Annotated in this window: 22 protein-coding genes; 12 read left to right on the top strand and 10 right to left on the bottom strand. The window is 72.3% G+C overall.

Features of this window, described 5'->3' with window-relative positions; translation table 11 throughout:
- Nucleotides 1-198 precede the first annotated feature (198 nt).
- Nucleotides 199-1,743, top strand: coding sequence for a bifunctional aspartate transaminase/aspartate 4-decarboxylase (locus DB033_RS15030; protein WP_111767743.1), 1,545 nt, complete (start codon nucleotides 199-201; stop codon nucleotides 1,741-1,743).
- Between the two features lie 271 nt (nucleotides 1,744-2,014).
- Nucleotides 2,015-3,262: a polysaccharide deacetylase family protein gene (locus tag DB033_RS15025; protein WP_157970713.1), complete on the top strand. Its 1,248-nt coding sequence runs from the start codon at nucleotides 2,015-2,017 to the stop codon at nucleotides 3,260-3,262.
- Nucleotides 3,263-3,520: 258 nt separating this feature from the next.
- Here the strand turns inward: DB033_RS15025 and DB033_RS15020 are convergent, their stop codons facing one another.
- Together DB033_RS15020 and DB033_RS15015 are read right to left on the bottom strand one after the other, a co-directional pair.
- Nucleotides 3,521-4,918 (bottom strand): alanine--tRNA ligase-related protein, encoded by a 1,398-nt coding sequence (locus DB033_RS15020; protein WP_111767741.1) that lies wholly within the window; start codon nucleotides 4,916-4,918, stop codon nucleotides 3,521-3,523.
- Between the two features lie 61 nt (nucleotides 4,919-4,979).
- Complete coding sequence (locus DB033_RS15015) at nucleotides 4,980-5,390, bottom strand: hypothetical protein (protein WP_205843923.1); 411 nt, start codon at nucleotides 5,388-5,390, stop codon at nucleotides 4,980-4,982.
- Nucleotides 5,391-5,426: 36 nt separating this feature from the next.
- Between DB033_RS15015 and DB033_RS15010 the strand changes: the two genes are divergently transcribed.
- Both DB033_RS15010 and DB033_RS15005 read left to right on the top strand, forming a co-directional pair.
- Entirely contained in the window at nucleotides 5,427-6,161 is a 735-nt protein-coding gene (locus DB033_RS15010; protein ID WP_205843922.1) for a YoaK family protein, read from the top strand.
- Nucleotides 6,158-6,469 (top strand): GNAT family N-acetyltransferase, encoded by a 312-nt coding sequence (locus DB033_RS15005; RefSeq protein ID WP_170315564.1) that lies wholly within the window; start codon nucleotides 6,158-6,160, stop codon nucleotides 6,467-6,469. Before DB033_RS15010 ends, DB033_RS15005 begins: the two co-directional genes overlap by 4 nt.
- 112 nt (nucleotides 6,470-6,581) lie before the next feature.
- Here DB033_RS15005 and DB033_RS15000 read toward each other — a convergent pair whose 3' ends face one another.
- From DB033_RS15000 to DB033_RS14985, 4 genes are all read right to left on the bottom strand, one after another.
- Nucleotides 6,582-7,433 (bottom strand): hypothetical protein, encoded by an 852-nt coding sequence (locus DB033_RS15000; protein WP_111767738.1) that lies wholly within the window; start codon nucleotides 7,431-7,433, stop codon nucleotides 6,582-6,584.
- Between the two features lie 19 nt (nucleotides 7,434-7,452).
- Nucleotides 7,453-8,925 (bottom strand): glycoside hydrolase family 130 protein, encoded by a 1,473-nt coding sequence (locus DB033_RS14995; protein ID WP_111767737.1) that lies wholly within the window; start codon nucleotides 8,923-8,925, stop codon nucleotides 7,453-7,455.
- A 23-nt stretch (nucleotides 8,926-8,948) separates the two neighbouring features.
- Nucleotides 8,949-9,941 carry a glycosyltransferase gene (locus tag DB033_RS14990; RefSeq protein ID WP_240615923.1) on the bottom strand — a complete coding sequence of 331 codons (993 nt, stop codon included), beginning with the start codon at nucleotides 9,939-9,941 and terminating at the stop codon, nucleotides 8,949-8,951.
- Nucleotides 9,942-10,033: 92 nt separating this feature from the next.
- Nucleotides 10,034-11,245, bottom strand: a complete 1,212-nt coding sequence (locus DB033_RS14985) for a glycosyltransferase (RefSeq protein ID WP_240615922.1) — start codon at nucleotides 11,243-11,245, stop codon at nucleotides 10,034-10,036.
- A 470-nt stretch (nucleotides 11,246-11,715) separates the two neighbouring features.
- Between DB033_RS14985 and DB033_RS14980 the strand changes: the two genes are divergently transcribed.
- The 6 genes from DB033_RS14980 (at nucleotide 11,716) to DB033_RS14955 (ending at nucleotide 17,321) form a co-directional block, all read left to right on the top strand.
- The gene (locus tag DB033_RS14980; protein ID WP_205843921.1) at nucleotides 11,716-12,990 is read left to right on the top strand and encodes an ABC transporter substrate-binding protein; all 1,275 of its coding nucleotides are present in this window, start codon (nucleotides 11,716-11,718) and stop codon (nucleotides 12,988-12,990) included.
- 19 nt (nucleotides 12,991-13,009) lie between these two features.
- Nucleotides 13,010-13,906 carry an ABC transporter permease gene (locus tag DB033_RS14975; RefSeq protein ID WP_111767735.1) on the top strand — a complete coding sequence of 299 codons (897 nt, stop codon included), beginning with the start codon at nucleotides 13,010-13,012 and terminating at the stop codon, nucleotides 13,904-13,906.
- Nucleotides 13,907-13,916: 10 nt separating this feature from the next.
- On the top strand, nucleotides 13,917-14,780 hold the full coding sequence (locus DB033_RS14970; RefSeq protein ID WP_111767734.1) for an ABC transporter permease: 864 nt from the start codon (nucleotides 13,917-13,919) through the stop codon (nucleotides 14,778-14,780).
- Nucleotides 14,777-15,895: an ABC transporter ATP-binding protein gene (locus tag DB033_RS14965; protein WP_205843920.1), complete on the top strand. Its 1,119-nt coding sequence runs from the start codon at nucleotides 14,777-14,779 to the stop codon at nucleotides 15,893-15,895. The genes DB033_RS14970 and DB033_RS14965 overlap by 4 nt, the downstream gene beginning before the upstream one ends.
- Nucleotides 15,896-16,230: 335 nt before the next feature.
- Nucleotides 16,231-16,731: an RNA polymerase sigma factor gene (locus tag DB033_RS14960; protein ID WP_111767733.1), complete on the top strand. Its 501-nt coding sequence runs from the start codon at nucleotides 16,231-16,233 to the stop codon at nucleotides 16,729-16,731.
- A 14-nt stretch (nucleotides 16,732-16,745) separates the two neighbouring features.
- Nucleotides 16,746-17,321 carry a methylated-DNA--[protein]-cysteine S-methyltransferase gene (locus tag DB033_RS14955; RefSeq protein WP_111768339.1) on the top strand — a complete coding sequence of 192 codons (576 nt, stop codon included), beginning with the start codon at nucleotides 16,746-16,748 and terminating at the stop codon, nucleotides 17,319-17,321.
- A gap of 4 nt (nucleotides 17,322-17,325) precedes the next feature.
- Here DB033_RS14955 and DB033_RS14950 read toward each other — a convergent pair whose 3' ends face one another.
- The 3 genes from DB033_RS14950 to DB033_RS14940 form a co-directional block, all read right to left on the bottom strand.
- Nucleotides 17,326-17,607 carry a hypothetical protein gene (locus DB033_RS14950; protein WP_111767732.1) on the bottom strand — a complete coding sequence of 94 codons (282 nt, stop codon included), beginning with the start codon at nucleotides 17,605-17,607 and terminating at the stop codon, nucleotides 17,326-17,328.
- Nucleotides 17,608-17,867: 260 nt separating this feature from the next.
- On the bottom strand, nucleotides 17,868-19,331 hold the full coding sequence (locus DB033_RS14945; RefSeq protein ID WP_111767731.1) for an NAD-dependent succinate-semialdehyde dehydrogenase: 1,464 nt from the start codon (nucleotides 19,329-19,331) through the stop codon (nucleotides 17,868-17,870).
- 76 nt (nucleotides 19,332-19,407) lie between these two features.
- On the bottom strand, nucleotides 19,408-20,001 hold the full coding sequence (locus tag DB033_RS14940) for a helix-turn-helix domain-containing protein (protein ID WP_205843919.1): 594 nt from the start codon (nucleotides 19,999-20,001) through the stop codon (nucleotides 19,408-19,410).
- A gap of 144 nt (nucleotides 20,002-20,145) precedes the next feature.
- On the opposite strand from DB033_RS14940, the gene gabT reads away from it, so the two are divergent.
- Nucleotides 20,146-21,495, top strand: coding sequence for a 4-aminobutyrate--2-oxoglutarate transaminase (gene gabT / locus DB033_RS14935; protein ID WP_170315590.1), 1,350 nt, complete (start codon nucleotides 20,146-20,148; stop codon nucleotides 21,493-21,495).
- Between the two features lie 390 nt (nucleotides 21,496-21,885).
- Here the strand turns inward: gabT and mmuM are convergent, their stop codons facing one another.
- Entirely contained in the window at nucleotides 21,886-22,794 is a 909-nt protein-coding gene (gene mmuM / locus DB033_RS14925; RefSeq protein WP_111767730.1) for a homocysteine S-methyltransferase, read from the bottom strand.
- 42 nt (nucleotides 22,795-22,836) lie between these two features.
- On the opposite strand from mmuM, the gene DB033_RS14920 reads away from it, so the two are divergent.
- Complete coding sequence (locus tag DB033_RS14920; RefSeq protein WP_111767729.1) at nucleotides 22,837-23,586, top strand: SDR family NAD(P)-dependent oxidoreductase; 750 nt, start codon at nucleotides 22,837-22,839, stop codon at nucleotides 23,584-23,586.
- Nucleotides 23,587-23,815 lie beyond the last annotated feature (229 nt).

Here is a 23,815-nt window from a genome sequence, read left to right as displayed (position 1 = left end):
GCGGTCGCCGCCGTCCCGGAGGCGGTTCCCCGACCGTGGACGCGGCGGAGGCGACCCGGATCGCCTCCGTCGGCGTCCCGGCTGCGGTTTACTGCGATCTGACGATGCGTCGGCGCATCGTCGCGGACCGTGCAGACGTCTGCCGCCGCCCACCGCTGAGGCACACCGCGCCGCAGCCGGCACCACCGAGGACGTGCGATGGACCCGACCCCCGCGAGCGCGACACCGTTCACCCTGCAGGCGAGGGTCAACGCCGCGGCGCACGCCTCCGGTCACCCCGTCATCGACGCCGGTCGGGGTCAGCCGAACTGGACGGCCGTCGCTCCCCGGGCGGGCTTCTTCCGGCTCGGGCAGTTCGCGGTCGCCGAAGCCGCCGCCGCCGGTGGCCGCCCGGAATGGGGGGAGATGCCCTCCGCCGCCGGGATCGCGGACCGGCTCACCGCCGACCTGGCGGGCGACGACAGCACCGGGGCGGTGTTCCTGGCCGAGGCCGTCCGCTACGCCGCCGAGCAACTCGGCTTCGAGCCCGACGCCTGGGTGCACGAGTTGGTGCGCGCCGTCCTGGGCTTCGGCTATCCGTCGCCGACGTCGATGCTGACGCACCTGGAGAAGGTGGCCGAGCGGTACCTGCTGACCTTCACCGGTTCGCCGGTCGCCCCGTCGCACCGGTTCCGGGTGTTCGCGACGGAGGGCGGCGCCGCCGCGATGACCTACGTGTTCAAGACCCTCCTGGAGAACCGGATCGTGGGCCCGGGGGATGCGGTGGCCATCGCCACCCCGACCTTCACCCCGTACCTGCAGATCCCGGTGCTGCAGTCGTACGGCTTCACGGTCGTGGACATCGACGCCGCCCACAACCGGTCCTACCGCTTCGACGACGAGGTGCTGCTGAAGCTCCTCGACCCCCGGATCAAGGTCTTCTTCGTCATCAACCCGGGCAACCCCGACAGCCGGGCGATGCGTCCGGAGCGTCTGGAGCAGCTCCGTGAGCTCGTCGAGACCAGGCGGCCCGACCTGTTGATCGTCGTCGACACCGCCTACTCGACGTTCGTCGAGGGCTACCGCGGCATCACCGCGGTGCTCCCGCGCAACGTCGTCGTGCTGCACTCGTTCTCCAAGAACTTCGCCGGCACCGGCAACCGGGTCGGGTTCCTCGCCGTGCACGAGGACAGCGTCGCCGACGAGGCGCTGGCCGCCCTGCCCGACGACACCAAGGACGCGCTGCGCATCCGCTACGCCCCGGTCACCGCGGACGTGGACAACCTGTCGTTCCTGCGTCGGCTCGTGGCCGACAGCCGCGAGGTGGCGCTGCACAACATCGCCGGCCTGGCCACCCCCGACCAGGTGCAGATGACGTTCTTCGAACTCGCCTTCCTGATGCCGGGCGGGGACGCCTACGTGCAGGCCACCCGCCGGGAGCTGGCGCGGCGGATGGACGCCCTGATGGGGGCCTTCGGCGTGGCACCGCCCGGGGGGACCGACAGCATGTACTACGCGATCGTCGACGTGCTGGCCGTCGCCCGGGCCCGCCGGGGCGACGCCTTCGCCGATCGGTTGGAGGCCGAGGTCGACCCCGGGGCGGTGGCGCTCAGACTGGCCACTGATCACGGCGTGATCGTGCAACCCGGGTCCAGCTTCCGGGCGGCGCCCTGGGACCTCCGGCTGTCGCTGGCCTCGCTGACCGCCGCGGACGCCGCCGCCGTCGGTACCGCCGTGCTCGCCGTGGTCGACGCCCTGGGCTGATCGACCCGCGCCCACCGCCGCCGTGGCCCTTGGCGCCAACGTGCTCGCCGAGGTCGAGGCCCTGGGCTTAGCGACCCGCACCCACCGCCGCCGCGGCCCTTGGCGCCGCCGTGCTCACCGAGGTCGAGGCCCTGGGCTGATCGTCCGGTGCCCGCCACCGCCGTGGTCGGCGCGTCCACCCCGGACGGGCGCGCTGACCTGCGATTCTGGACGCGGACGCGGGTGGCGACACCACCCGCCGAACGCCGGGCGGCCGCGGGAGGGTGCAGCTGTGAACCGAGGACGACTGGCCGGCCTGGTGGCCGCGGTGATCCTGACCGTCGTCACCGGGGTGCTGATCGCGCAGACGTCGAGCGCGACGTCGGCGACCGGACTGTCCGGCACCACGCCGCCGCCCGCGCCGCAGGCGGAGAGCGTGGACGAGGCGTCGGCGGCGCCGCTCCCGGACGGGGCGGTACCGCAGGCCGAGATCACCGACGACCGCTGGATCACCCCGAAGCCCTCGAACGTCCCGATGGACAAGATCCCCAAGGGCACCAAGGTCCCGCAGTTCGTCATCTTCTCCTTCGACGGCGCCGGCAGCCACAGCAAGATGCAGGAGTTCCTCGCCGCGGCCGCTCCCACCGACAGCCGCTTCACCGGCTTCCTGTCGGGCACCTACCTGCTCACCGACGACCACGCCGACGCCTACGCCGCGCCCGGCACCACGCCCGGTACGTCGTCCATCGGCTTCGGCGGCGACCGGGCCGAGGTCATCCAGCGCGTCGACGACCTGAACAACTTCTACGCGCTGGGCAACGAGGTCGGCACCCACTACAACGGGCACTTCTGCGAGCTGGGCGCCAACTGGTCGACCGCGGAGTGGAACAGCGAGCTCGACCAGTTCCTGAGCTGGTTCACCGACTACAAGGCGGTCAACGGGATCACCGACGGTCCCGACCTCAAGATCCCGGTCGAGGAGGTCAAGGGCGGCCGCACCCCGTGCCTGGCCGGCCAGTTCGACCAGTTGATCCCGTCCTGGCAGTCGCACGGCATGACCTACGACACCTCGGGCGAGAGCCCGTACACCGGCATCTCGTGGCCGACCAAGGAGAACGGGATCTGGCAGTTCCCGATCCCCACCATCTACTCCCAGGCGTTCGCCGACGCCGGCTACTCACCGCTGGTCAAGGCCATGGACTACAACTTCTGGTACAAGTTCAACGAGGCCCAGGAGCAGCCGGAGACCCAGCCGCAGCTCACCCAGCTCGTGCTGGACACCTACCGCTTCATGTACCAGCAGGCCTACCACGACAACCGGGCGCCCATCCTGATCGCCAACCACTTCAACGACTGGAACGGCAACTCGTTCAACCCGGCGGCCGAGCAGTTCATGAAGGAGACCTGCGGACAGCCGGAGACGATCTGCACGACCTACCAGGACGTCATCGCCTGGATGGAGGCGCAGGATCCGCAGAAGATCGCCGATCTGCAGGAGCAGGTCCCGACCGCCGACAAGGCGCCGAAGACCGACGGGTAGGCCCGGGTCACCCGCCCGGCAGCCCGGGGCCACAGGGTCCGGGGCTGCGGTGCGTCCCATGCCGGCGGTGGACGACCCGGGACCCGGGCGACGGCCCCGGAAACACGAGAACCGCCCCCCGCCGGAGCGGGGAGCGGTTCTCGAGGTGGTGGAGGACCTAGGACTTGAACCTAGCGAGGCGCCCCAAGTGCGCATCCCCCGAGGGGCGCAACACTACCCATCTGCGCGACCGGTTGGCAACCCGGCCGCGCAGACCGGTCACGGATGCATGACGGAGGCTCCGCGCGAACGCAGCCGCTGGTCCTCCATCGCCGCGTCGAACTCGGCCTGCCAGTCCACGGACAGGGTGACGCCGCTCCGGCCGGCCTCCTCGGTCGACAGCTCGACCGGGAAGCCGAAGGTGTCGTGCAGAGTGAACAGGTCGGACCCGGTCGCGCCCGTGCGGCGCAGTCCGCGCAGCTGCTTGAGCCCCTTGGTCAGGCTGCGGCGGAACGCCTTCTCCTCCTTGACCAGGACGGCGACGATCTCGGCCTCGTGCCGGTGCAGCTCCGGGTAGGAGTGCTCGTAGATGCCGACGACGGTGGGGACGATGCGGGGCAGGAAGTCCTGCTCGAGGCCCAGGTCGAAGGCGTAGCGGACGGCCCGCCGGACCAGCCGGCGCATCACGTAGCCCTGCGCCTTGTTGCTCGGTCGCACCCCGTCGGCGGCCAGGAACGTCGCACCCCTCAGGTGGTCGGCGACGATGCGCATCGACGCCGTTGCCTCCTCGTAGCTCTTCCCGGACAGCTCCTCCAACCGGGCCACGATCGGCCACAGCAGGCTGATCCGGAACACGTCCGAGGTGCCCATCGACGCGGCCGCGATCCGGGCGAGCCCGCCGCCGAAGTCGACGTTCCGGCGGGGCAGCGGCTCGAACCCGTCGGCGGTGCGGCGGTACTCCATGAACACCGAGTTGCCGATCTCGATGAACCGGCCGCAGTCGCAGTTCTGGTGGCAGTGCTCGCCGTAGGCGGGGTCGTGTTCGACCTCCGGGAACAGGTAGAACATCTCCGAGTCGGGCCCGCCGGGCTCGCCGACCGGCATGTGCTCCGCCGAGCCGCCCCGGCACCACCAGTTCTTCTTGCCGTAGAAGGCGATCCGCGCGCCGCCGGTGCCGACCGCGGCGGCGTGCTCCTCGGTCCCGACCTCGGCGGTGCCGGCGCTGATGCCGGCGGCGGTGAACAGCTCGGTCCAGATGGCGGCGGCCTCGGTGTCCTTTCCGATGCCGTGCGCCTCGTCACCGATGAAGCAGGTGACGTAGATGCGTTCCGGGTCCAGGCCGACCCGGTCGGTGAGGAACGTCCACACCTGACGGATCTGCTCTCGCTTGAAGTAGTCGCCGAGGCTCCAGTTGCCCAGCATCTCGAAGAACGTGGTGTGCCGGTTGTCGCCGACCTCCTCGATGTCCTGGGCGCGCAGGCACGTCTGGCTGTCGGCCAGCCGCTGCCCGGCCGGGTGCTCGGCGCCGAGCAGGTACGGCAGCAGCGGCTGCATGCCGCTCCCGGTGAACAGGGTGCTCGGGTCGTCGGCCGGCACCAGGGGTGCGCGCGGGATGATCACGTGGCCGTTCTCGGCCATGAACTCGAGGAACAGGGTCCTGATGCGGTCGGCGTCCATGCACGGATGGTGACACACGGCCGGCGGGGTCCGTCGGGAAACCCGGGATCCCCGGATCGGGTCACCGCAGCAGTGCCGCCGCCACGATCGCGTTGACCGTCGCGAGGCCGGCGCGGACCAGATCGACCCGCAGCAGGCAGCGGTGCGTGGCCGCGTCGAAGCCCGTCGACAGCCGCCGGTGCAGGGGTACGGCCAGCAGCCCGGTGACGCCCAGCACAGCGGCGAACAGCCCGATGGAGACGAAGCGGAGCGCGCCGTCGCCGGCGATCAGCAACCCGGCCGACGTGATCGCCTGGCCGGCGAAGAGCGGACCCACCACGTAGGTCACCCGACGCTGATGGGCGGCCTCGAACGCGGTGAAGGCGGCCGCCGGGACCAGCCCGAACTGCCGGTAGACCACCACCTGTACGGTCCACTGGAACCCGGCGTAGGCCGCGGTGAACAGCAGATGGACCACCAGCAGCACCGACACCGCACCCATTGTGCGGGACCGTCAGGGGGAGGCGCCGTGCCGCAGCGTCCGGGCCTGTTCCGCGGCCTGGTGCGCGATCCCGCGCACGGCGCACTGCCCGCCCTGCTGGTGATCCTGACGGTGGCCACCGGGGTGATCGACGCGGTGAGTGTGCTCGCCCTCGGCCGGGTGTTCGTCGCCAACATGACCGGCAACGTCGTCTTTCTCGGGTTCGCGTTGGCCGGTGCCCCGGGCTTCGCGCTGCTGGCGTCACTCGCGGCGCTGGTCGGCTTCCTGGCCGGTGCCTGGCTGGGCGGCGAGCTGGTGCACCGGATCCCGGCGGACCGGCCGCGGTTGCTGACGGTGACCTGCGCCGTGGAGTGCGTGCTGGTCGCCGTCGCGTTGGTCGTCGCCGCGGTGACCACCGTGGAGCCCGGCAACACTTCGGCCGTGCTGGTGGCCGCCTGCGCCGCACTCGCCATGGGCGCTCAGAATGCCGTCGCCCGCAGACTCGCCGTCCCCGATCTGACCACCACCGTGCTGACGATGACGCTCACCGGACTGGCTGCGGACCTGCGCACCGGCCACCGGGCCGGTGCGGCCCGCCGGCTGCTGGCCGTGACCGCGATGTTCGCCGGCGCGGTCGTCGGTGCGCTGCTGGTGCTGCACGTGGGCGTTCCCGCCGGGCTCGGCCTGGTCCTCGTCCTGCTCGCCGCCGCCACCTCCGGCGGCGCCCTCTCCGGCCGGCGGTCCCGCCGGCCGGTCGCTCCCGACCGGAAGGACGCCCCGTGACCGACCTCGCTATCGCCGTCACCGACGACCCGGACCACTCCCGCTACGCCGTGACCGTGGACGGCCGACCCGCCGGCGGTGCCTACTACCGCTTCCACGACGGCCGGGTGGTGTTCACCCACACCGAGGTCGACCCGGTCTGGGAGGGCCGCGGCGTCGGGTCGGCGCTGGCCCGGGCCGCCCTGGACGACGTCCGGCACACCGGTCGGCACGCGATCCCGCTCTGCCCGTTCATCGCCGGCTGGATCCGCAAGCACCCCGACTACCTGGACGTCGTCGACGAGCACCACCGGGCGTCGGTGAGCTGACGGCCGGCTCGGTGCATCGGCAGGGGAGCGGGGACCGCTCGGTCCATCGGCAGGGGGCCCGGGGCCGACCGCCGGCTCGGTGCATCGGCAGGGCCCGGGATCGAACACCGGTTCAGTCCAACGGCAGAGGACCCGGACCGAGACCGACGACCGACGCGGTCAACGCCCGGCCGGGCGGCCCGGCGGCCACGCAGGAGGCGTACACCCGGATGGTCCCCGGGACGTCCGTCGGCACCACGGTCAGCACCTGTACCCGCAGGTCGAGCTGCCCGTCGTAGGTGGGGTCGTCGCTGTCGGTCAACCGCCCGGCCAACGCGGTGCAGCGGGCGTCCAGGTCCGCGCCGACCGCGTCGGGCACGCTGCCCGCGTTGAGCGCCACCCCGAGGTAGACGCCGCCCAGGTCGACGTCGGGGTAGCTGCGGTCGGTGGTGCCCAGCAGCTCGGCGGCGTGCGGATCCCCGCACGGCACCGCCGGACCGGTGGGGTCGTCGGAGCAGCGGCCGACGACGTCGCCCCGGAAGGTCTCGAGGGTCATGCCGCGGACGGAGCCGGCGAATCGCTCCCCGGTGTCCGGACGCACGGCGCAGACCTGCCAGCCCCGGTCGGCCGACCGCTGCCCGGGTGGTGCCGGCACGACCGTGGTGCGCACCTCGAGTGGGAGAAGCCAGTCGTCGACCACGACCGGCGGCAGGTACCCGGCGGTCCGCGCGTCGCACTGCGACAGCGTCGGCGGGGTGGCGTCGGCGGAGACCCCGGCGGTCACCTCCAGGTCGTGGGGCGCGACGCAGTCGACGACGGCGGGTCGGCCGTCGGTGAGCAGCAGGCACGCCCCGACGGGCGGCGGCCCGGGCAACGGGGCTGCGGTCGCCGAACCGGGCAGGCCGGGGTGGCCCACCGCCCGCACCGCGAGCACCAGCACGAACGCGAGCAGCAGCGCCGCGGCACCGGCGGCTCTGCGGTTCATCGCCCCACCGTAGGGCGGGTCAGGCGGTGAGACGGTCGAGCAGGGCGGGGAGGTCGACGGTGGCGATCCGGATGGAGGAGTCGCTGCAGCCGTACGGCAGGACCAGTCGGTCGCCGTGCACGAGCGCTCCGCACGAGTAGACGACGTTGGGCACGTACCCGTCGCGCTCGTCGGCGTCGGCGGTGAGCAGCGGTTCCGGGAGCGCACCGATCAGGGTCGTCGGGTCGTCCAGGTCCAGCAACAGCGCTCCGATCCCGTACGTCCGGACGGCACCGACGCCGTGGGTGAGGACGAGCCAGCCGGCCGGCGTCTCGATCGGCGGCCCGCAGTTGCCGAGCTGGATCAGCTCCCACGGCTGGGTCGGTCGCTGGACGATCGGGCCGATGTCCCAGCGGTGGCCGTCGGGGGAGGTGGCCAGCGTGATGCTCTCGCGGTCCCAGCGGGACAGCGCCAGATGACGCCCGCCCACGGTGCGGGGAAACAGCGCCATCCCCTTGTTGGTCGCGGCCGGTCCGATCAGCGGGCTGATCTCGAAGCAGCTGAAGTCGTCGGTGCGGATCAGCCGGGGGGAGATCTCGCGGCCGTCGAAGGCGGTGTACGTGCCGACGTAGGAGCGGGTGCCGTCGTCGGCGGTGAACAGCGTGAAGCGGGCGTCCTCCATGCCCTGCCGTTCGGACTCCCCGGTGGGGTAGATGACCCGCTCGGACAGCGGCGGCCCGGCGGGGAACTCCAGACGGTAGTGACCCCGCGCGATCCGCCGGATGCGTTCGACGACGGCGTCGTTGGCGGCGCCGGTGAAGCCCTGGTGGCGGGCGTCGGCGACGGCGTCCTCGATCCGGGTCGCGCTGAACGACGTGCGGAGCAGACGCAGCACCGGGTCGGCGGCGTCGGCGTCGTCGTGGTCCAGGGAGAGCGCGTCCCGCAGGCGGTCGCGGTTCATCTCGGCGGGTGCGGCCCGTCCGGTGACCATCCGGCGACCGGGGTCGTCGACGGTGACCCCTTCCGCGGTGATCACACCGGTGCGGAACTCGATGCTGGAGACGTGGCCCTCGCCGACGGCCCGGACGCTCATCGCGTACCGCAGGGCGCCGTCGGGGAGTCCGCTCTGATCGGGGTGGCGGACCATCGACGGGTTGAACAACGCCGCCGCCTCGACGGCGAACTCCTGGGTGCAGTAGGCGCCGATCAGCCGTCGTCGCCCCTCGCTCGGCTCGGCGCCGTCCGGCAGGTGGTGCGAGATCATCGCGCAGTGTTCGTCGAACACCGCCGGCAGGTCGTGGTGCCGTCCGCCGAAGCGGTCGACGATGTCGGCCAGCAGCGCGTCGACCTCGTCCTCCGGGATGGCCAGCGCGCGGGCGATCACCGCGTCGGCGCGGGAGACGCCGCTGGCCACGAGCTCCTGGCCGGGCAGGAAGAGCTTGGCGATGACGCGCGTCGGATCCGGTCGCAGGACCACGGAGCCGCGGGTGAGGAGACGCCGCTGGTCACTCATAGGAGCCGAACGCTATCCCACCGCTACCGGGATGCGGGCATCCGGTGCGCCTGCTGCAGGGTGGAGAGCAGCGCCAGGGTGGACTCGGCACCCTGGTTCTCGTTGCGGCCGTAGACCAGCAGGCCGTCACAGCCGCCGCCGCTGACCGGGTCGTGCAGCGCCACCGCCGCGTCGTTGTAGCCGAGGAACCACGCGGCGCACAGCCGTACCCCGTCGGCCCAGCGGTGGTCGCCGGTGAGGGAGAAGGCGGTGGCGCAGGCGTCGGCCAGTGCGGCGACCTCGATGGGCTGCTGGTCGAAGGCGGGCCGGGGCTCGCCCAGCGACCAGCCGTCCACCGGGGTGATCGACAGGTGGCCCTGCACGGATTCGACGTCGAACAGCCAGCCCAGCATGGCCAGGCCGCGGTCCAGGGCGGCGGCGTCGTCGAGGCGGGCGCCGGCCAGCAGCAGCACCTCGGCGAGGGCGGCGTTGGCGTACCGCAACCGGTCCTCGGGCCAGCACCACCGCGGATCGTCGCCGGGGACGCCGACCGACGCCACGGAGTCGGCGAGCAGCGCGCGGGCTCCGGCATGGTCGGGGTGCACGGCCAGCACCTCGGCGGCGCCGAGTCCGGCGAAGGCCATCGCCCGCGGGTACTCCGACCGCAGCGTCGCACCCCGGTCGAAAGCGGCCAGGGCGCGGTCGGCGGACAGCGGCAACCGGGCCGCGGCGGTGCCGAGGCTCCACAGGGCACGTCCCCAGCAGTCCTCGACGGACGGCTCGTCCTCCCAGTGCCGGTCCAGCGCGCGCCGGTTGGCGAAGCGGCCGTCCGGGGCCTGGGCGTCGAGGACGAACTGCAGGTAGAGCTCGCCGAGTGCGAGGAGCCGGGCGTCGGGTGCGTCCTCACGGGCGATGGCGACGAGGCCGCGCGAGACGTCGTCGACGCAGTAGGCGTGCTCCTCGCGGGGCCGGGTGAACTCAGCGTGCTCGAACAGACCGACGTCGTCGGTGAGCCGGTACACGTGCGCGAAGGACACCGCCGGCAGCGCCGGCCGATCCGACCCCGCCGGCCGATCCGACACCGCCGTCGTGTCGGCGGTCGCGGCGGAGGGAACCGCGACCGGAGCCGTCACGCGGACTCGCGCAGGTCGGCGGTGCCGAGCGCCTCGGCGGCGAGCCGCCGGTAGCCGTCGGCGACGGCCGGCCAGAGCAGCTCGGGAGCGACCCGGGTGGCCTCGGCGGCCATCGCGGCGGCCAGTCCCGGCTCGGTGAGGACGCGGCGCAGGGCGGCGGTCATCCCTTCCGGGTCCTGGCGTTCGACGAGCAGGCCGGCGCCGGAGGCCAGCAGTTCACGGGCGTGCGGGAACCCGGTCGACACGACGGGCTTGCCGGCGGTGACCGCCTCGATGAGGACCCCGGACGTGACCTGCTCGCGGGAGTCGTAGGGGAGCAGCACGATGTCGGCCTGCTGGACGAGCGCGTTGAGCTCGGTCTTGTCGATGTAGCGGGCGTCGAAGTGCACGGCGTCCTCGACACCGAGTTCGACGGCCCGGGCCACCAGGCTCTCGCGGTACCGCTCGCCGAAGCGCTCGACGACCTTCGGGTGGGTCTGCCCGACCACGTGGTACTGCGGCTGCGGGCTGAGGTCGCGCAGGCCGGCCATCGCCTCGATGGCCCATTCGATGCCCTTGCCCTCGCCGAGCAGTCCCCAGGTCAGCACGACCGGGGCGCGGTCGGCGTGCTCACCGGTGAGCGGCGCGGTGTCGGCGGAGCGGACCTCGCGCAGCGACGGGCGGTTGTCGGCGGCGCCGTGCGGGATGACCCGGACCTTGGTGGGGTCGATGTCGTAGTGGGCGATCAGCCGCTCCTTGGCGGTGTGCGTCATGGTCACCACGGCCACGCTGTGCGCCACCAGCGCTTCGAGGATGCTGCGCTGCGACTCGCTGGGCGTGACCAGGACGGTGTGCAGGACCGTCACCGTCGGCACCGTGAGCAGCGGCAACAGGTCGAGCAGGACGACACCGTCACGGCCGGGGTAGATGCCGTACTCGTGCTGGATGATCGCGATGTCGTAGCCGTTGAGGTGGTCGGCGGCGGCGGCGACCGCCCCGTCGGCGTTGCGGACCCATTCGTGGGCCACGTCGGGGTGCCGGTCGGCGCTGGGCTCGTCGACGATGCCGAGGACGCGGACGTCGTCCCGCGGTGAACGCAGGGCCTCCAGCAGGGAGTTGGCGAAGGAGGCCAGCCCGCACTGGGTGGGGGGATAGGTGCCGAGGACGGCGAAGCGCACGGGGTCGGGCCCGGCTGTCCTGGCTGCGAACGGTTCGATGGTTTCAAACACGGCTGACCCTCCTGACGACGTCCAGCGGCGACGAGGCCGCGCGCAGCCGTGGTTTCGACCGCACAAGGAAACGATGTGGTGCCGGGTGGCACCGGGGACCGCGCGGGGGACTCACACACGGACGGTGAATGGAATGCCCAGATCAGATGGCCGGGACGCCACCGGTGGGCAACCTGTGAGCGAACCGTAACACCGGCATTCCGGCATACCTACACAACGTGGTAAACGCCTCAGGTATGCCGGGCAGCCGGGTGAGATTCCCCGGGCGGCGCCCGCACGGCTAGTTGTCGATTGCGTGACGATAACGGTCCGTTACCCAGCCGTTCACGTCAGGTGACCCCTGAACGCCCCTCATGGTGTATTCAGATGTCACAGTGAGCGCCATGCGAGAGGCGGTTCGCCCTTCGCAACACATTCACCCGTTGTCCCTGCTCCGTCCACGGCACACCGGTTGACCCAGGAGGTCGTTCGTGCGCAATTCCCTCTTCTCGCGCTCCGCGCCACGCACCGGGGCGGTGGCCGCTCTGGCCGCCCTCGCCCTCGTCGTCGCGGGATGCGGTTCCAGCGACGGTGGTTCCAGCACGACGGGCAGCAGCACGCCGTCGTCGACCTCGCCCGCCGCCTCGTCCTCGACGACCTCCGGTTCGTCGACCACGGCCGGTTCGACCACGGCCGGTTCCACCGGGTCCGGTTCGTCGGCCCCGGGTACCGCGTCCGGTGAGGCCGCGACCGCCACCTCGCTCGCCGACTTCGGCGGGATGGAGGGCCTGGAGGCCGCGGCGAAGGCCGAGGGCGCGCTGAACGTCATCGCGCTGCCGCCGGACTGGGCCAACTACGGCGAGATCATCGCCTCCTTCAAGGCGAAGTACCCCGAGATCACCGTCACCGAGCAGAACCCGAACGCCTCCTCGGCCGACGAGATCGCCGCGGCGGAGACCAACAAGGGCACCGACGTCGCTCCGGACGTGTTCGACCTGGGCACCGCCGTCACCCTGCAGTCCACGGCCTACTTCGCGCCGTACAAGGTGGCCGCCTGGGAGGACATCCCGGACGTCAACAAGGAAGCCTCCGGCCTGTGGGTCAACGACTACACCGGCACGATGGCCATCGGCTACGACGCCACCACCTACGGGGAGGTCACCAGCATCGACGACCTGCTCGACCCGAAGTTCGCCGGCGTCGTCGGCCCGAACGGCAACCCGACCCAGGCCGGTGCGGCCTTCAACGGTGTCGTGATGGCCGCGCTGGCCAACGGCGGCTCGCTGGACGACGTCCAGCCCGGCCTGGACTTCTTCCAGAAGGTCAAGGACGCCGGCAACCTGTACCCCGGTGACATCACCCCGGCGATCATCCAGTCCGGCGAGGCCGGCGCGGTGTTCGACTGGTCGTACAACATGCCCGGCTACGCCAAGGCGCTCGAGGCCGAGGGCATCGAGTGGAAGGTCTTCATCCCCGAAGGCGCCGCGCTGGGCTCGTACTACAACCAGGCGATCAACGTCGACGCCCCGCACCCGGCGGCGGCCCGCCTGTGGCAGGAGTTCCTCTACTCCGCCGACGCCCAGAACATGTGGCTCAAGGGTGGGGCCAACCCGGTCCTGCAGGAGGCCATGGTCGAGGCCGGCACCATCAACCAGGAGTACCTGGACGCGCTGCCGAGCTCGGAGACCCCGGTCGTGCAGACCGCCGACCAGATCGCGAAGGCCACCGAGCTGATCGCGGCCGGCTGGCCGAAGATCAACGGCTGAGCCGCCGGATCCGCACCCCATGACCGCTCCGGTCGCGCCGGCCGTCACCCCCGCGGGTGGCGGCCGGCGCCGCGGTGGCCGGCTGGGCGTTCTCGCCCCCACCGTGCCGTTCTTCCTCTACGTGGGGATCTTCCTCGTCCTGCCGACGCTGATCGTCGTGGTCGGCGCCTTCCAGGGCAACGACGGGGCGTTCACCCTGTCCAACCTGTCGCTGCTGAACACTCCGTCGGTGCGCTCGGCCACCCTGACCACGCTGGGGCTGTCGGCCATCTCGGCGGTCACCGGTGCGGTGATCGGCGGCCTGCTGGCCTACGCGCTGGCCACCGCCGACCCCGAGGGCCGGTTGCGCCGCACGGTGCTGGCGGTCTGCTCGGTGCTCGCCCAGTTCGGCGGCGTCATGCTGGCGTTCTGCTTCATCGCCGCGATCGGCCGCAACGGCAGCGTCACGCAGATCCTCTTCGACCTCACCGGCACCCGGATCACCACGGCCTGGCTCTACGAGTTCCCCGGGCTGGTGCTGGTGTACGCCTACTTCCAGATCCCCCTGATGGTGATCGTGTTCCTGCCCGCGCTGGACGGCATCCGGCCGCAGTGGCGGGAGGCGACCGAGACCATGGGCGGTTCGACCTGGACGTACTGGACCAGGGTCGCCGGGCCGATCCTGATGCCCGCGTTCGTCTCCTCGGTGCTGCTGCTGTTCGCCAACGCCTTCTCCGCCTACGCCACCGCGGCCGCCCTGATCAGCCAGGCCAACCCGCTGCTCGCCCTGCAGATCCGTGGGGCGCTGTCCGGTGAGGTCGTGAGCGACCAGCAGAACACGGCCAAGGTGCTGGCCTTCCTGATGGTCGTCATCGTCGCGATCGTGATGGCGCTCTACGCCTGGATGCAGCGCCGGGCCTCCCGGTGGATCCGATGAAGGAGTCCCGATGACCGCGACGTTGGCCGGCATCACCGAGACCCCGCCGGACCAGGGGCGCTCGCTGCACGCCGGGCGCCGCCGTTCGCAGCGCATCTTCCGCTGGGCGATCGTCACGCTGGTGCTGCTGTTCTTCGCGGTGCCGATCCTGTCGCTGCTGGACTCGTCGAGCCGGCTGCGGGGCGGGGGCCGCGACTGGTCGGCCTGGGACCCGATCCTGCAGATCGCCACCTCGTCGGACCCGTCCAGCGGGCTGATCCGCGAGGGCCTGCTCAACTCGCTGCTGCTGGTGGTGGCGACGCTGGTGCTGATGCTGCTGCTGCTCATCCCGACGATGATCTGGATCCGGCTGCGGGTGCCCTACCTGCGGCGGGCGATGGAGTTCATCTGCCTGCTGCCGCTGACCATCCCGGCGATCGTACTGGTGGTGGGTCTGGGGCCGGTGTACCGGCGGGTGGCCGACGTGCTCGGCACCGGCAGCGTGTGGCTGTGCTTCATCTACGCCATCCTGGTCCTGCCCTTCGCCTACCGGGCACTGGACGCCGGGCTGGACAGCATCGAGGTGCGCACGCTGTCGGAGGCCGCCCGGTCGCTGGGGGCGAGCTGGGGCACGGTGATGTTCCGCATCGTGCTGCCCAACATCCGCACCGCCGTGGTCAGCGCCAGCTTCATCTCGCTGGCCCTGGTGCTCGGCGAGTACACGGTGGCTTCGCTGCTCGCTCGGCGCAACCTGCAGACGGCGATCTTCCTGGTCGGCCAGAACAACGTGAAGACCGCGTCGGCGCTCGCGCTGGTCGCCCTGGCGCTGGGCTTCGTGCTGCTGTTCCTGCTCTCCCTGGTCAGTTCCCGCACGTCCCGAAAGGCCACTCCGTGACCGCCACCGCGTCGTCAGCGTCCTCCGCGTCCTCCGCGTCCTCTGCGTCACCCGCCGGTGCCGCCGCCACCGAGGGTGTCACCGTCGAGCTGGCCGGACTGCGGCGGAGCTTCGGGGCCGTCCGCGCGCTGGACGGCATGCAGCTGGCGATGACGCCGGGCGAGATGGTGGTGCTGCTGGGCCCGTCGGGTTGCGGCAAGACGACCGCGCTGCGGGTGCTCGCCGGGCTCGAGGAGGCCGACGAGGGGCGCATCGTCGTCGACGGCCGCGACATCACCCGGGTGCCGACGAACAAGCGCGACATGGGCATGGTCTTCCAGGCGTACTCGTTGTTCCCGCACATGACGGCCCGGCAGAACGTCGAGTTCGGGCTGCGGTTGCGCGGGGTCGACGGTGCCGCGCGGGCGAAGCGGGCCGCGGAGAACCTCGAGCTGGTCGGGCTGTCGGCGCAGGCCGACCGGTACGCCCACCAGATGAGCGGCGGACAGCAGCAGCGGGTCGCGCTGGCCCGGGCGCTGGCCATCCGGCCGCAGGTGCTGCTGCTGGACGAGCCGCTGTCCGCGCTGGACGCGAAGGTCCGGGTGCAGCTGCGGGACCAGATCCGCCGCATCCAGCTCGAGGTGGGCATCACCACGCTGTTCGTCACCCACGACCAGGAGGAGGCGCTCGCCGTCGCCGACCGGGTCGGGGTGATGCGGGAGGGGAAGATCGAGCAGATCGCCGCGCCCGACGAGATCTACAACCGACCGGCCACGAGTTTCGTCGCCGAGTTCATCGGCTCGACCAACCGGCTGCCGGGGACCGCGTCCGGCGGTGTCGCCGACGTGCTCGGCTCCCGGGTGCCGCTGCTGCCGGGGTCGCCCACGAGCGGTCCGGTGACCGTGCTGGTGCGGCCGGAGGCGGTCCGGGTCGGTCCGGGGGCCGACGGCCCGGGCGCGGCGAGCGTGGTGGCGACCAGCTTCCTCGGGGCCCACGGGCGGGTGCAGGTCCGGCTCCGCGACGACACCCTGGTCATCGCGCAGCTGTCGGCACCGGAGGTGTCGGCGCTGTCCCCGGGCGACCAGGTCACCGTGGTCGTGCAGCCGACGGAGGCGCTGGCCACGTCGGTCGCGTAGTCAGCGCAGCACCCGGACGACCAGGGCGTTGCGGTCCTCTCCGATCGCGGCGCAGAGCTCGTCGATGAGCTGCGCGCCATACCGAACAGAGCCCGGGCGGCGGCCTCGGGTCCAGGGTGGATCATCAGAGCCTCTTCCAGTCGGTTCTCGACATCGGGGTCGTCGTCGACCTCGTCGAGCAGTCGGCGAAGCTGGCGGCTGCGCAGCCGGTCGGACCGACGGGCCAAGTCCCGGGCTGCCTGTCGCTCATTCGGTGCTGTTCACTGGCGTTCGTTCATCAATCGATCGTGACACCACCAGCTGACGTACCGTCCCTGCATGCCGGCAGCTCACGAATGCTCGATCGCCGGCGTCTACCTGTCGTGAAGCCGCCCTTCGAGGACGTGGTGACCCGGCACGGTCCGACCGTGCTGCGGGTCTGCCGGGCCGTCGTCGGTCCGTCCGACGCCGAGGACGCGTGGTCGGAGACGTTCCTGGCCGCGCTGCGCGCCTACCCCGAGCTGCCGGCGACGGCCAACGTCGAGGCCTGGCTGGTGACCATCGCCCACCGCAAGGCGGTCGACCAGGGCCGGGCCCGCGGACGGCGGCCGGTGCCCGTCGGGGAGCTGCCGGAGCGGGCGGCGACCAGGGCCGAACCCGACGCCGCCCTGTGGGCCGCACTGGCCGCGCTGCCGCCGGGGCAACGGCAGGCGGTGGCCTACCACCACCTGGGAGGTCTGCCGTACCGGGAGGTCGCGGCGATCCTGGGCAACAGCGAGGCCGCCGCCCGGCGGTCGGCCGCCGACGGGGTCGCCGCGCTGCGGCGCGCCCTAACATCCGTGGAGGTGCTGTGGTGAGCCTGTTCGACGTGATGACCGAGCCGGTGGCGCTGGACCGCCTGCACGCGCGGCTGGTCGCCGAGGCCGACGCCGCCGGACTGGTCGACGTCGCCTACCGCACGATCGACAGCCCCGTCGGACCGCTGCTGCTGGCCGGGACCGACGCCGGCCTGGTGCGGGTCGCGTTCGAGAGCCTCGGGTTCGACGCGGTGCTGGCGACGCTGGCCGAGCGGATCAGCCCGCGGGTGCTGCACGCGCCGCGGCGACTGGACGCGGTGGCGCGGGAGCTGGAGGAGTACTTCAGCGGGCGGCGGCGGGTGTTCGACGTGCCGGTCGACCTGCGGTTGGCGGCCGGGTTCCGGCGGACCGTGCTGGAGCACCTGCCCGAGGTGCCGTTCGGCGAGGTGGCCAGCTACGGCGGGGTCGCCGGGTTGTCCGGGAATCCACGGGCGGTGCGGGCCGTGGGGACGGCGTGCGGGACCAACCCGGTCCCCATCGTGGTGCCGTGCCACCGGGTGGTGCGTTCGGACGGGGCGCTCGGCGGCTACCTCGGCGGTGTCGAGGCGAAACGGACGCTCCTCGCGTTGGAGGGAGCGTCCGTCCGCTGACGGGTCAGAAGCGGGGGAGCTTGAGCAGGTCCTCCGCGGCCGAGTCGTGCACGGTGGCGATGCACTTGGTGCCCCAGTCGGTGCTGCCGGTGGTCACCTTGCCCTCTTCGCCGGAGCGCTCGTCGTACCAGTAGTAGCTCTGCCAACGGTTCTCGATGTTGCGCACCACGGACGCGCGGGTCTCGGTCGACATCGCACCCGTGGGCGTGATGGAGAACCGGATCTGCGAGATGTGCTGGTTGGAGGTGGCCGGGTACTCCAGGTGGATCTGCCGGATGTAGCGCATGCGGGCCTTCCTCGATGTGACTCACACCGGGCCACGACGGCACCCACCGGCGGAGCGGCGAGGGCCGGGCGGACCCGACGAAGGGCCTGTGGCCCTGTGCCGATCCTACCCGGTGACCCTCCGCCGACCAGCACGAACGCGGGTGCGGTACGCGCTGTGGACGACCGACTGCAGCCCGACACCGGCTGCGGTGGGTCGGCGGCCTGCGGCGCCCGGCGGCCGGGTGTCGGCCGCCCGACACCCGCCACCGCGGCAGCGCCCTAGAGCGCGATACCGACGTACTTCGTCTCCAGGTACTCGTCGATGCCCTCGTTGCCGCCCTCGCGGCCGAGCCCGGACTGCTTGACCCCGCCGAACGGCGCCGCCGGGTTGCTGACCACACCCTGGTTGATGCCGACCATGCCGGTCTGCAGGCCCTCGGCGACCTTGAGCGCCCGGCTCAGGTCGGAGGTGAAGGCGTAGGCCACCAGCCCGTACTCGGTGTCGTTGGCCAGCAGCAGACCCTCCTCGTCGGAGCTGAACGTCGTCACCGGGGCGACCGGGCCGAAGATCTCCTGGTGGAAGACGTCGGCCGTGGGGGGCACGTCGGTCAGCACGGTCGGACGGTAGAAGTAGCCCTTGCCGTCGATCTCGGACCCGCCGGTCAGCACCGTCGCACCCGAGTCGACCGCGTCGGCGACCAGCTCGTTGACCTTGTTCACGGCCTTCTGCTCGATCAGCGGGCCGACCTGGATGCCGTCCTCGTACCCGGGGCCGACGCTCAGCGCGCCCATCCGCTCGGCGAACCGGCGCGAGAACTCCGGGGCCACCGACTCGTGGACGATGAACCGGTTGGCCGCGGTGCAGGCCTCGCCGATGTTGCGCATCTTGGCCAGCATCGCCCCGTCGACGGCCTTGTCGAGGTCGGCGTCGCCGAAGACCAGGAACGGGGCGTTGCCGCCGAGCTCCATGCTCACCTTGAGCACCTGCTCGGCGGACTGGGCGATCAGCTGCTGGCCGACCGGGGTGGAGCCGGTGAAGGTCAGCTTGCGCAGCCGCGGGTCGCTGATGATGCGCTTGCTGACGTCACCGGACTTCGTGGTGGTGACGACGTTGACCACGCCGTCCGGCAGGCCCGCCTCCGAGAGCACCTGCGCGAACGCCAGCGTGGTCAACGGCGTCAGCGCGGCGGGCTTGATGACGACGGTGCAACCGGCGGCGAGCGCGGGGCCGAGCTTGCGGGTGCCCATGGCCAGCGGGAAGTTCCACGGGGTGATGGCGTACACCGGGCCGACCGGCTGCTTCATGGTGATCAGCCGGGTGCCGCCGGACGGGGCGACGGCGTAGCGGCCGGCGATGCGGACGGCCTCCTCGGAGAACCAGCGGAGGAACTCCGCCCCGTAGGTGACCTCGCCGCGGGCCTCGGACAGCGGCTTGCCCATCTCCAGCGTCATCAGCAGCGCGAAGTCGTCGGCGCGGGCGGTGATGAGTTCGAAGGCCTTGCGCAGGATCTCGCCGCGCTGGCGGGGGTCGGTGGCCGCCCACGCCTCCTGCGCGCCGACCGCGGCGTCCAGGGCGGCGACCGCCTCGGGGACGCCGGCGTCGGCGATCTCGGTGAGGGTGTCCTCGGTGGCGGGGTTCTCGACGGAGAACGTGCGGCCGGTGCCGACCCAGTCGCCGCCGATGAGCAGCTTGGTCGGGGTGCGGTCGATCAGGGCGGAGATGGTGGCGGACGGGACGGTCATCGGGGCTCCAGGGGGTCGGGCGGGCGGTGGGGCGGACGGTGGCGGACGCCGGTGTCGGGCGCGGGATGCGGTGCGGTCAGGTCGTTCCCGGGCGGGCGCGGTCGCCGGGCAGCGGGGGCGCGAGCACCCAGAGCACCTCGGCGGCGTCGGCGCCGGGGTTGCGCCACTCGTGCTGGCTGCGGCCGCCGAAGGTGGTCGACTCGCCGGTGCCGAGCAGTCGCGGCTCACCCTCGATGACCAGCTCGAACGAACCGCGCAGGACGGTGACGAAGATGGTCTCGGTGTCGAGTGCGAAGACGCCGCCCGAACCACCACCCGGCTGCAGATGGGTGCGCATGACCTGGACGAGCTTCTCCGACGCCGGGGTGAGCAGGTACTCCTGCACGCCGATACCGCCCATGTCCAGCGGAACCGGCGCCACGACGGTGGTCTCCGGATAGTCGAACAGGCTGCCGATGCCGACGCCGAGGACGCCGCAGATCTGCAGCAGGGTCGGCACCGAGACCCGGGTCAGGCCGCGTTCGGCCTGGCTCAGGAAGCCCTTGGTAACGCCGGCCGCACTGGCGACGGCGGCCAGGGACCGCCCCTGCTCCACGCGGATCTCGCGCAGCCGGGGACCGGCCTGGCCCATCCCGGATGGCGCGATGGCGGTGTCGTCGGGTTCGGGCACCTCCACCACCTCCATCGGCTCCGGGTTTGGTATTGCTAAACCGCAGGGGTTTGGTGATACTAAACCGCATCCTGGTGCCGCTGTAAAGCATTCGATTGCAGTGACCGTCGTGACATTCTCCGAGAGGCGTTGCCCGTGACCACGCTGGCCCCCGACACCACCGCCGCCGCCGCCACCGCCGGCCTGCCGCAGGAGCGCCGGCTCGTCACCGCCGTGCCGGGGCCGAGATCCGCTGCGCTGCACGAGCGACGCCGCGGCGCGGTGTCCGACGGGGTGGCGTCCACGTTGCCGGTGTACGTGGCCGACGCCGCGGGTGGGGTCATCGTCGACATCGACGGCAACTCGCTCATCGACCTCGGCTCGGGCATCGCCGTCGCCTCGGTGGGCAACGCCGCCCCGCGGGTGGTCGACGCGGTGCAGGAGGCGATCACGCACTTCACCCACACCTGCTTCATGGTCACGCCCTACGAGGGGTACGTGGCCGTCGCCGAGAAGCTCAACGAGGTGACGCCCGGGTCGCACGCGAAGAAGACGGCGCTGTTCAACTCCGGCTCCGAGGCCGTCGAGAACGCCGTCAAGATCGCCCGTCTCGCGACCGGGCGGACCGCGGTGGTGGTGTTCGACCACGCCTACCACGGCCGGACGAACCTGACCATGGCCCTGACCGCGAAGGCGATGCCCTACAAGGCGGGGTTCGGGCCGTTCGCCGGCGAGATCTACCGGATGCCGATGAGCTACCCGTTCCGGGACGGCCTCGACGGCAAGGAAGCCGCGGCGCGGGCGATCTCGCAGATCCAGACGCAGATCGGGGCGGGCAACGTGGCCGCGGTGCTGATCGAGCCGATCCAGGGCGAGGGCGGCTTCGTGGTGCCGGCCGACGGGTTCCTGCCGGCTCTGTCGGAGTGGTGCACCGCCAACGGCGTGGTGTTCATCGCCGACGAGATCCAGACCGGCTTCTGCCGCACCGGCGACTGGTTCGCCTGCGATCACGAGGGTGTGGTGCCCGACCTGATCACCACGGCCAAGGGCATCGCCGGCGGGATGCCGCTCGCCGCGGTCACCGGCCGGGCGGAGCTGATGGACGCCGTGCACGCGGGTGGCCTGGGGGGAACCTACGGCGGCAACCCGATCGCCTGCGCCGCGGCACTGGCGGCCATCGAGACCATGGAGGCCGAGGACCTGGTCGGAGCGGCCCGCGGCATCGAGGCGATCGCCCGGCCGCGGTTGGAGGCGCTGGCCGCCGAGACCGGCCGGATCGGGGAGGTGCGCGGCCGCGGCGCGATGATCGCCGTCGAGTTCGTGGCGCGCGGGACGACCGACCCCGATGCGGCCGCCGCCGGTGCGGTGGCCAGGGCCTGTCACGCCGCCGGGGTCGTCGTGCTCACCTGCGGCAGTTACGGCAACGTCATCCGGCTGCTGCCCCCGCTGGTCATCGGCGACGCCCTGCTGTCCGAGGGCCTCGACGTGCTGGCCGACGCCGTCCGGGGCCTGTGAACCGGGGCTTGTAAACCGGCCCTCTGAACCGGCCCTGTGAACCGGGGCCTCTCAGCCGGAGCCGGAACCGGAACCGGAACCGGAGCCGGAACCGGAGCTTGGAGCCGGCCTCGGGCGGGCGGCCGGGGTTCGGGTGGGGAGCCCCGGCTGCACATCCGGGCGGAGCGCGACCTGAGCGGAAAGCTCCCCGATTCCGGTCGAAGAACGCCCATCCGGCAGGGGTCCGCTGCTCCCGGGGCGGATAACTCTCACCGGTGAGAGTTATCCGCCCGAGACCGCGACCCGCGCCCCAGGTTTCGCGCCGCGCCCGGGGTACCGCGCCGCGCCTCGGGTACCGAACTGCCCCCGGGTGCCGCGCCCCCGGGGTGCCGCGCCGGCGGAGCGGGAAGGTCAGCGGCCCCGTGCCGCGGCGGCGACGGCGGTGATCTCGGCGGGGCCGATCCGGCAGCAGCCGCCGACCAGGCGGGCGCCGGCGTCGATCCACTCCCGCACCTGGTCGGCGTCGAACGCCGCCGATCCGGTCCACCGGCGCCGCACCGCGTCCCAGCCCTGTCCGCTGTTCGGGTACACCACCACCGGCCGGTACCGGGCGGCGATCGCCACCGCGGCGGCCACGTCGTCCGGCGCGGTGCAGTTCACCCCCAGCGCGATGATCTCGGGGACCTCGGCGGCCATCGCGTAGACCTCGTCGAGCGGTTCACCGGTGCGGGTCCGCTCGCCGTCGACGGTCAGCGACAGCCACGCCGGGTGCCCGGTTCCGGCGATCAGACCGAGCACGGCGGCGGCTTCGGCCAGGCTGGGCACGGTCTCGACCGCGAGCACGTCCGCGCCGGCCGCCCTCAGCACCTCGAGTCGCGGCCGGTGCCAGTCCCGCAACTCCTCGGCGGACAGCCCGTAGTCGCCGCGGTATTCCGACCCGTCGGCCAGCACCGCGCCGTACGGTCCCACCGACGCCGCCACCCAGCCGTCCGGCCGGACGACATCCCGAGCCCGCCGCGCGATGTCGACGCTGGCGGTCATCAGCGCGGCGGCCGCGGCCCGGTCCGTGCCGAGCTCCGCGAGACCCTCGAACGACGCCTGGTACGACGACGTGATCGCGACCTGCGCACCGGCCTCGAAGTACTCCCGGTGGGCGGCCTCGATCGCTCCCGGCCCGTCGCGCAGCAGCCGCGCCGACCACAGCGACGAGGTCAGGTCCGCGCCGCGCGCCTCGAGCAGGGTGCCGAGACCACCGTCGAGCACGACGGGGCCGGCGGTCAGGGCCTCGGCCAGCGGGACGTGGGGCGGGGGAGCGGACACCTCGACGAGACTAACGAGCCGCCCCCGCCTACGGTGACCTCCATGCGTATCGAGGGAGCGACGGCACTGGTGACGGGCGGGGCCTCCGGGCTGGGACTGGCCACGGTGCACAGGCTGGCCGCGGCGGGTGCCCGGGTCACCGTCGTCGACCTGCCCCGCGCGGAGGTGGTCAACCTGCCGGCGCACGCCGACCACGTGGAAGCCGACGTCACCGACGAGGACCAGGTCGCCGCGGCGGTGGCGCAGGCCAACGCCGAGGGCACCCTGCGGGTGGTGGTCAACTGCGCGGGCATCGCCCCCGCGGTCAAGACGGTGGGCAGGTCCGGTCCGCACCCGGCGGAGATCTTCGACCGGACCATCCGGATCAACCTGATCGGCACCTTCACGGTGGTGCGGCTGGCCGCCGCGGCGATGGCCGGCAACGACGCGATCGACGGTGAACGTGGGGTCGTTGTCAACACCGCATCGGTCGCGGCCTACGACGGGCAGGTCGGACAGGCCGCGTACGCCGCGTCCAAGGGCGGCATCGTCGGCATGACGCTGCCGATCGCCCGGGACCTGGCGCCGCTGCTGATCCGGGTGGTGGCCATCGCCCCCGGACTCTTCGAGACCCCGTTGTTGGCCGGGCTTCCCGAGGAGGCGCGGGCGTCGCTGGGCACCCAGGTGCCGCACCCCGCGCGGCTCGGCCGGCCGGACGAGTACGCGCAGCTGGTCGAGCACATCGTCGCCAACCCGATGCTGAACGGTGAGGTCATCCGGCTCGACGGCGCCATTCGGATGGCGCCCCGCTGATCTGCTCCACGACGCTCCGGCACCGTCGAAACGCCACTGTCCCGGCGGTTTCCGCGCCGGAGGCGAGCAGCGACCGACGGTGCGCGGCGGCGGCGGGAGGGTGCCGCGGACGGTGTGTGGCGGTGGCTGGAGGTCCCGGTGGGCCTGCGCGGCGCAACCGGGACGGCCCCCCGGATCGACAAGGGAGACACCCCTTCAGCGGGCATCGCATCCCGACCCGGGGAGACCC

This window comes from Nakamurella deserti (genome assembly GCF_003260015.1).
GTDB lineage: Bacteria > Actinomycetota > Actinomycetes > Mycobacteriales > Nakamurellaceae > Nakamurella > Nakamurella deserti.
This window is presented reverse-complemented; position numbering and strand designations above follow the sequence as displayed.

Coding starts and splice junctions, on each gene's coding strand:
- DB033_RS15030 (WP_111767743.1), top strand. CDS start 199: ATGGACCCGACCCCCGCGAGCGCGACACCGTTCACCCTGCAGGCGAGG.
- DB033_RS15020 (WP_111767741.1), bottom strand. CDS start 4,918: ATGGACGCCGACCGCATCAGGACCCTGTTCCTCGAGTTCATGGCCGAG.
- DB033_RS15000 (WP_111767738.1), bottom strand. CDS start 7,433: ATGAACCGCAGAGCCGCCGGTGCCGCGGCGCTGCTGCTCGCGTTCGTG.
- DB033_RS14995 (WP_111767737.1), bottom strand. CDS start 8,925: ATGAGTGACCAGCGGCGTCTCCTCACCCGCGGCTCCGTGGTCCTGCGA.
- DB033_RS14975 (WP_111767735.1), top strand. CDS start 13,010: ATGACCGCTCCGGTCGCGCCGGCCGTCACCCCCGCGGGTGGCGGCCGG.
- DB033_RS14970 (WP_111767734.1), top strand. CDS start 13,917: ATGACCGCGACGTTGGCCGGCATCACCGAGACCCCGCCGGACCAGGGG.
- DB033_RS14960 (WP_111767733.1), top strand. CDS start 16,231: ATGCTCGATCGCCGGCGTCTACCTGTCGTGAAGCCGCCCTTCGAGGAC.
- DB033_RS14955 (WP_111768339.1), top strand. CDS start 16,746: ATGACCGAGCCGGTGGCGCTGGACCGCCTGCACGCGCGGCTGGTCGCC.
- DB033_RS14950 (WP_111767732.1), bottom strand. CDS start 17,607: ATGCGCTACATCCGGCAGATCCACCTGGAGTACCCGGCCACCTCCAAC.
- DB033_RS14945 (WP_111767731.1), bottom strand. CDS start 19,331: ATGACCGTCCCGTCCGCCACCATCTCCGCCCTGATCGACCGCACCCCG.
- DB033_RS14920 (WP_111767729.1), top strand. CDS start 22,837: ATGCGTATCGAGGGAGCGACGGCACTGGTGACGGGCGGGGCCTCCGGG.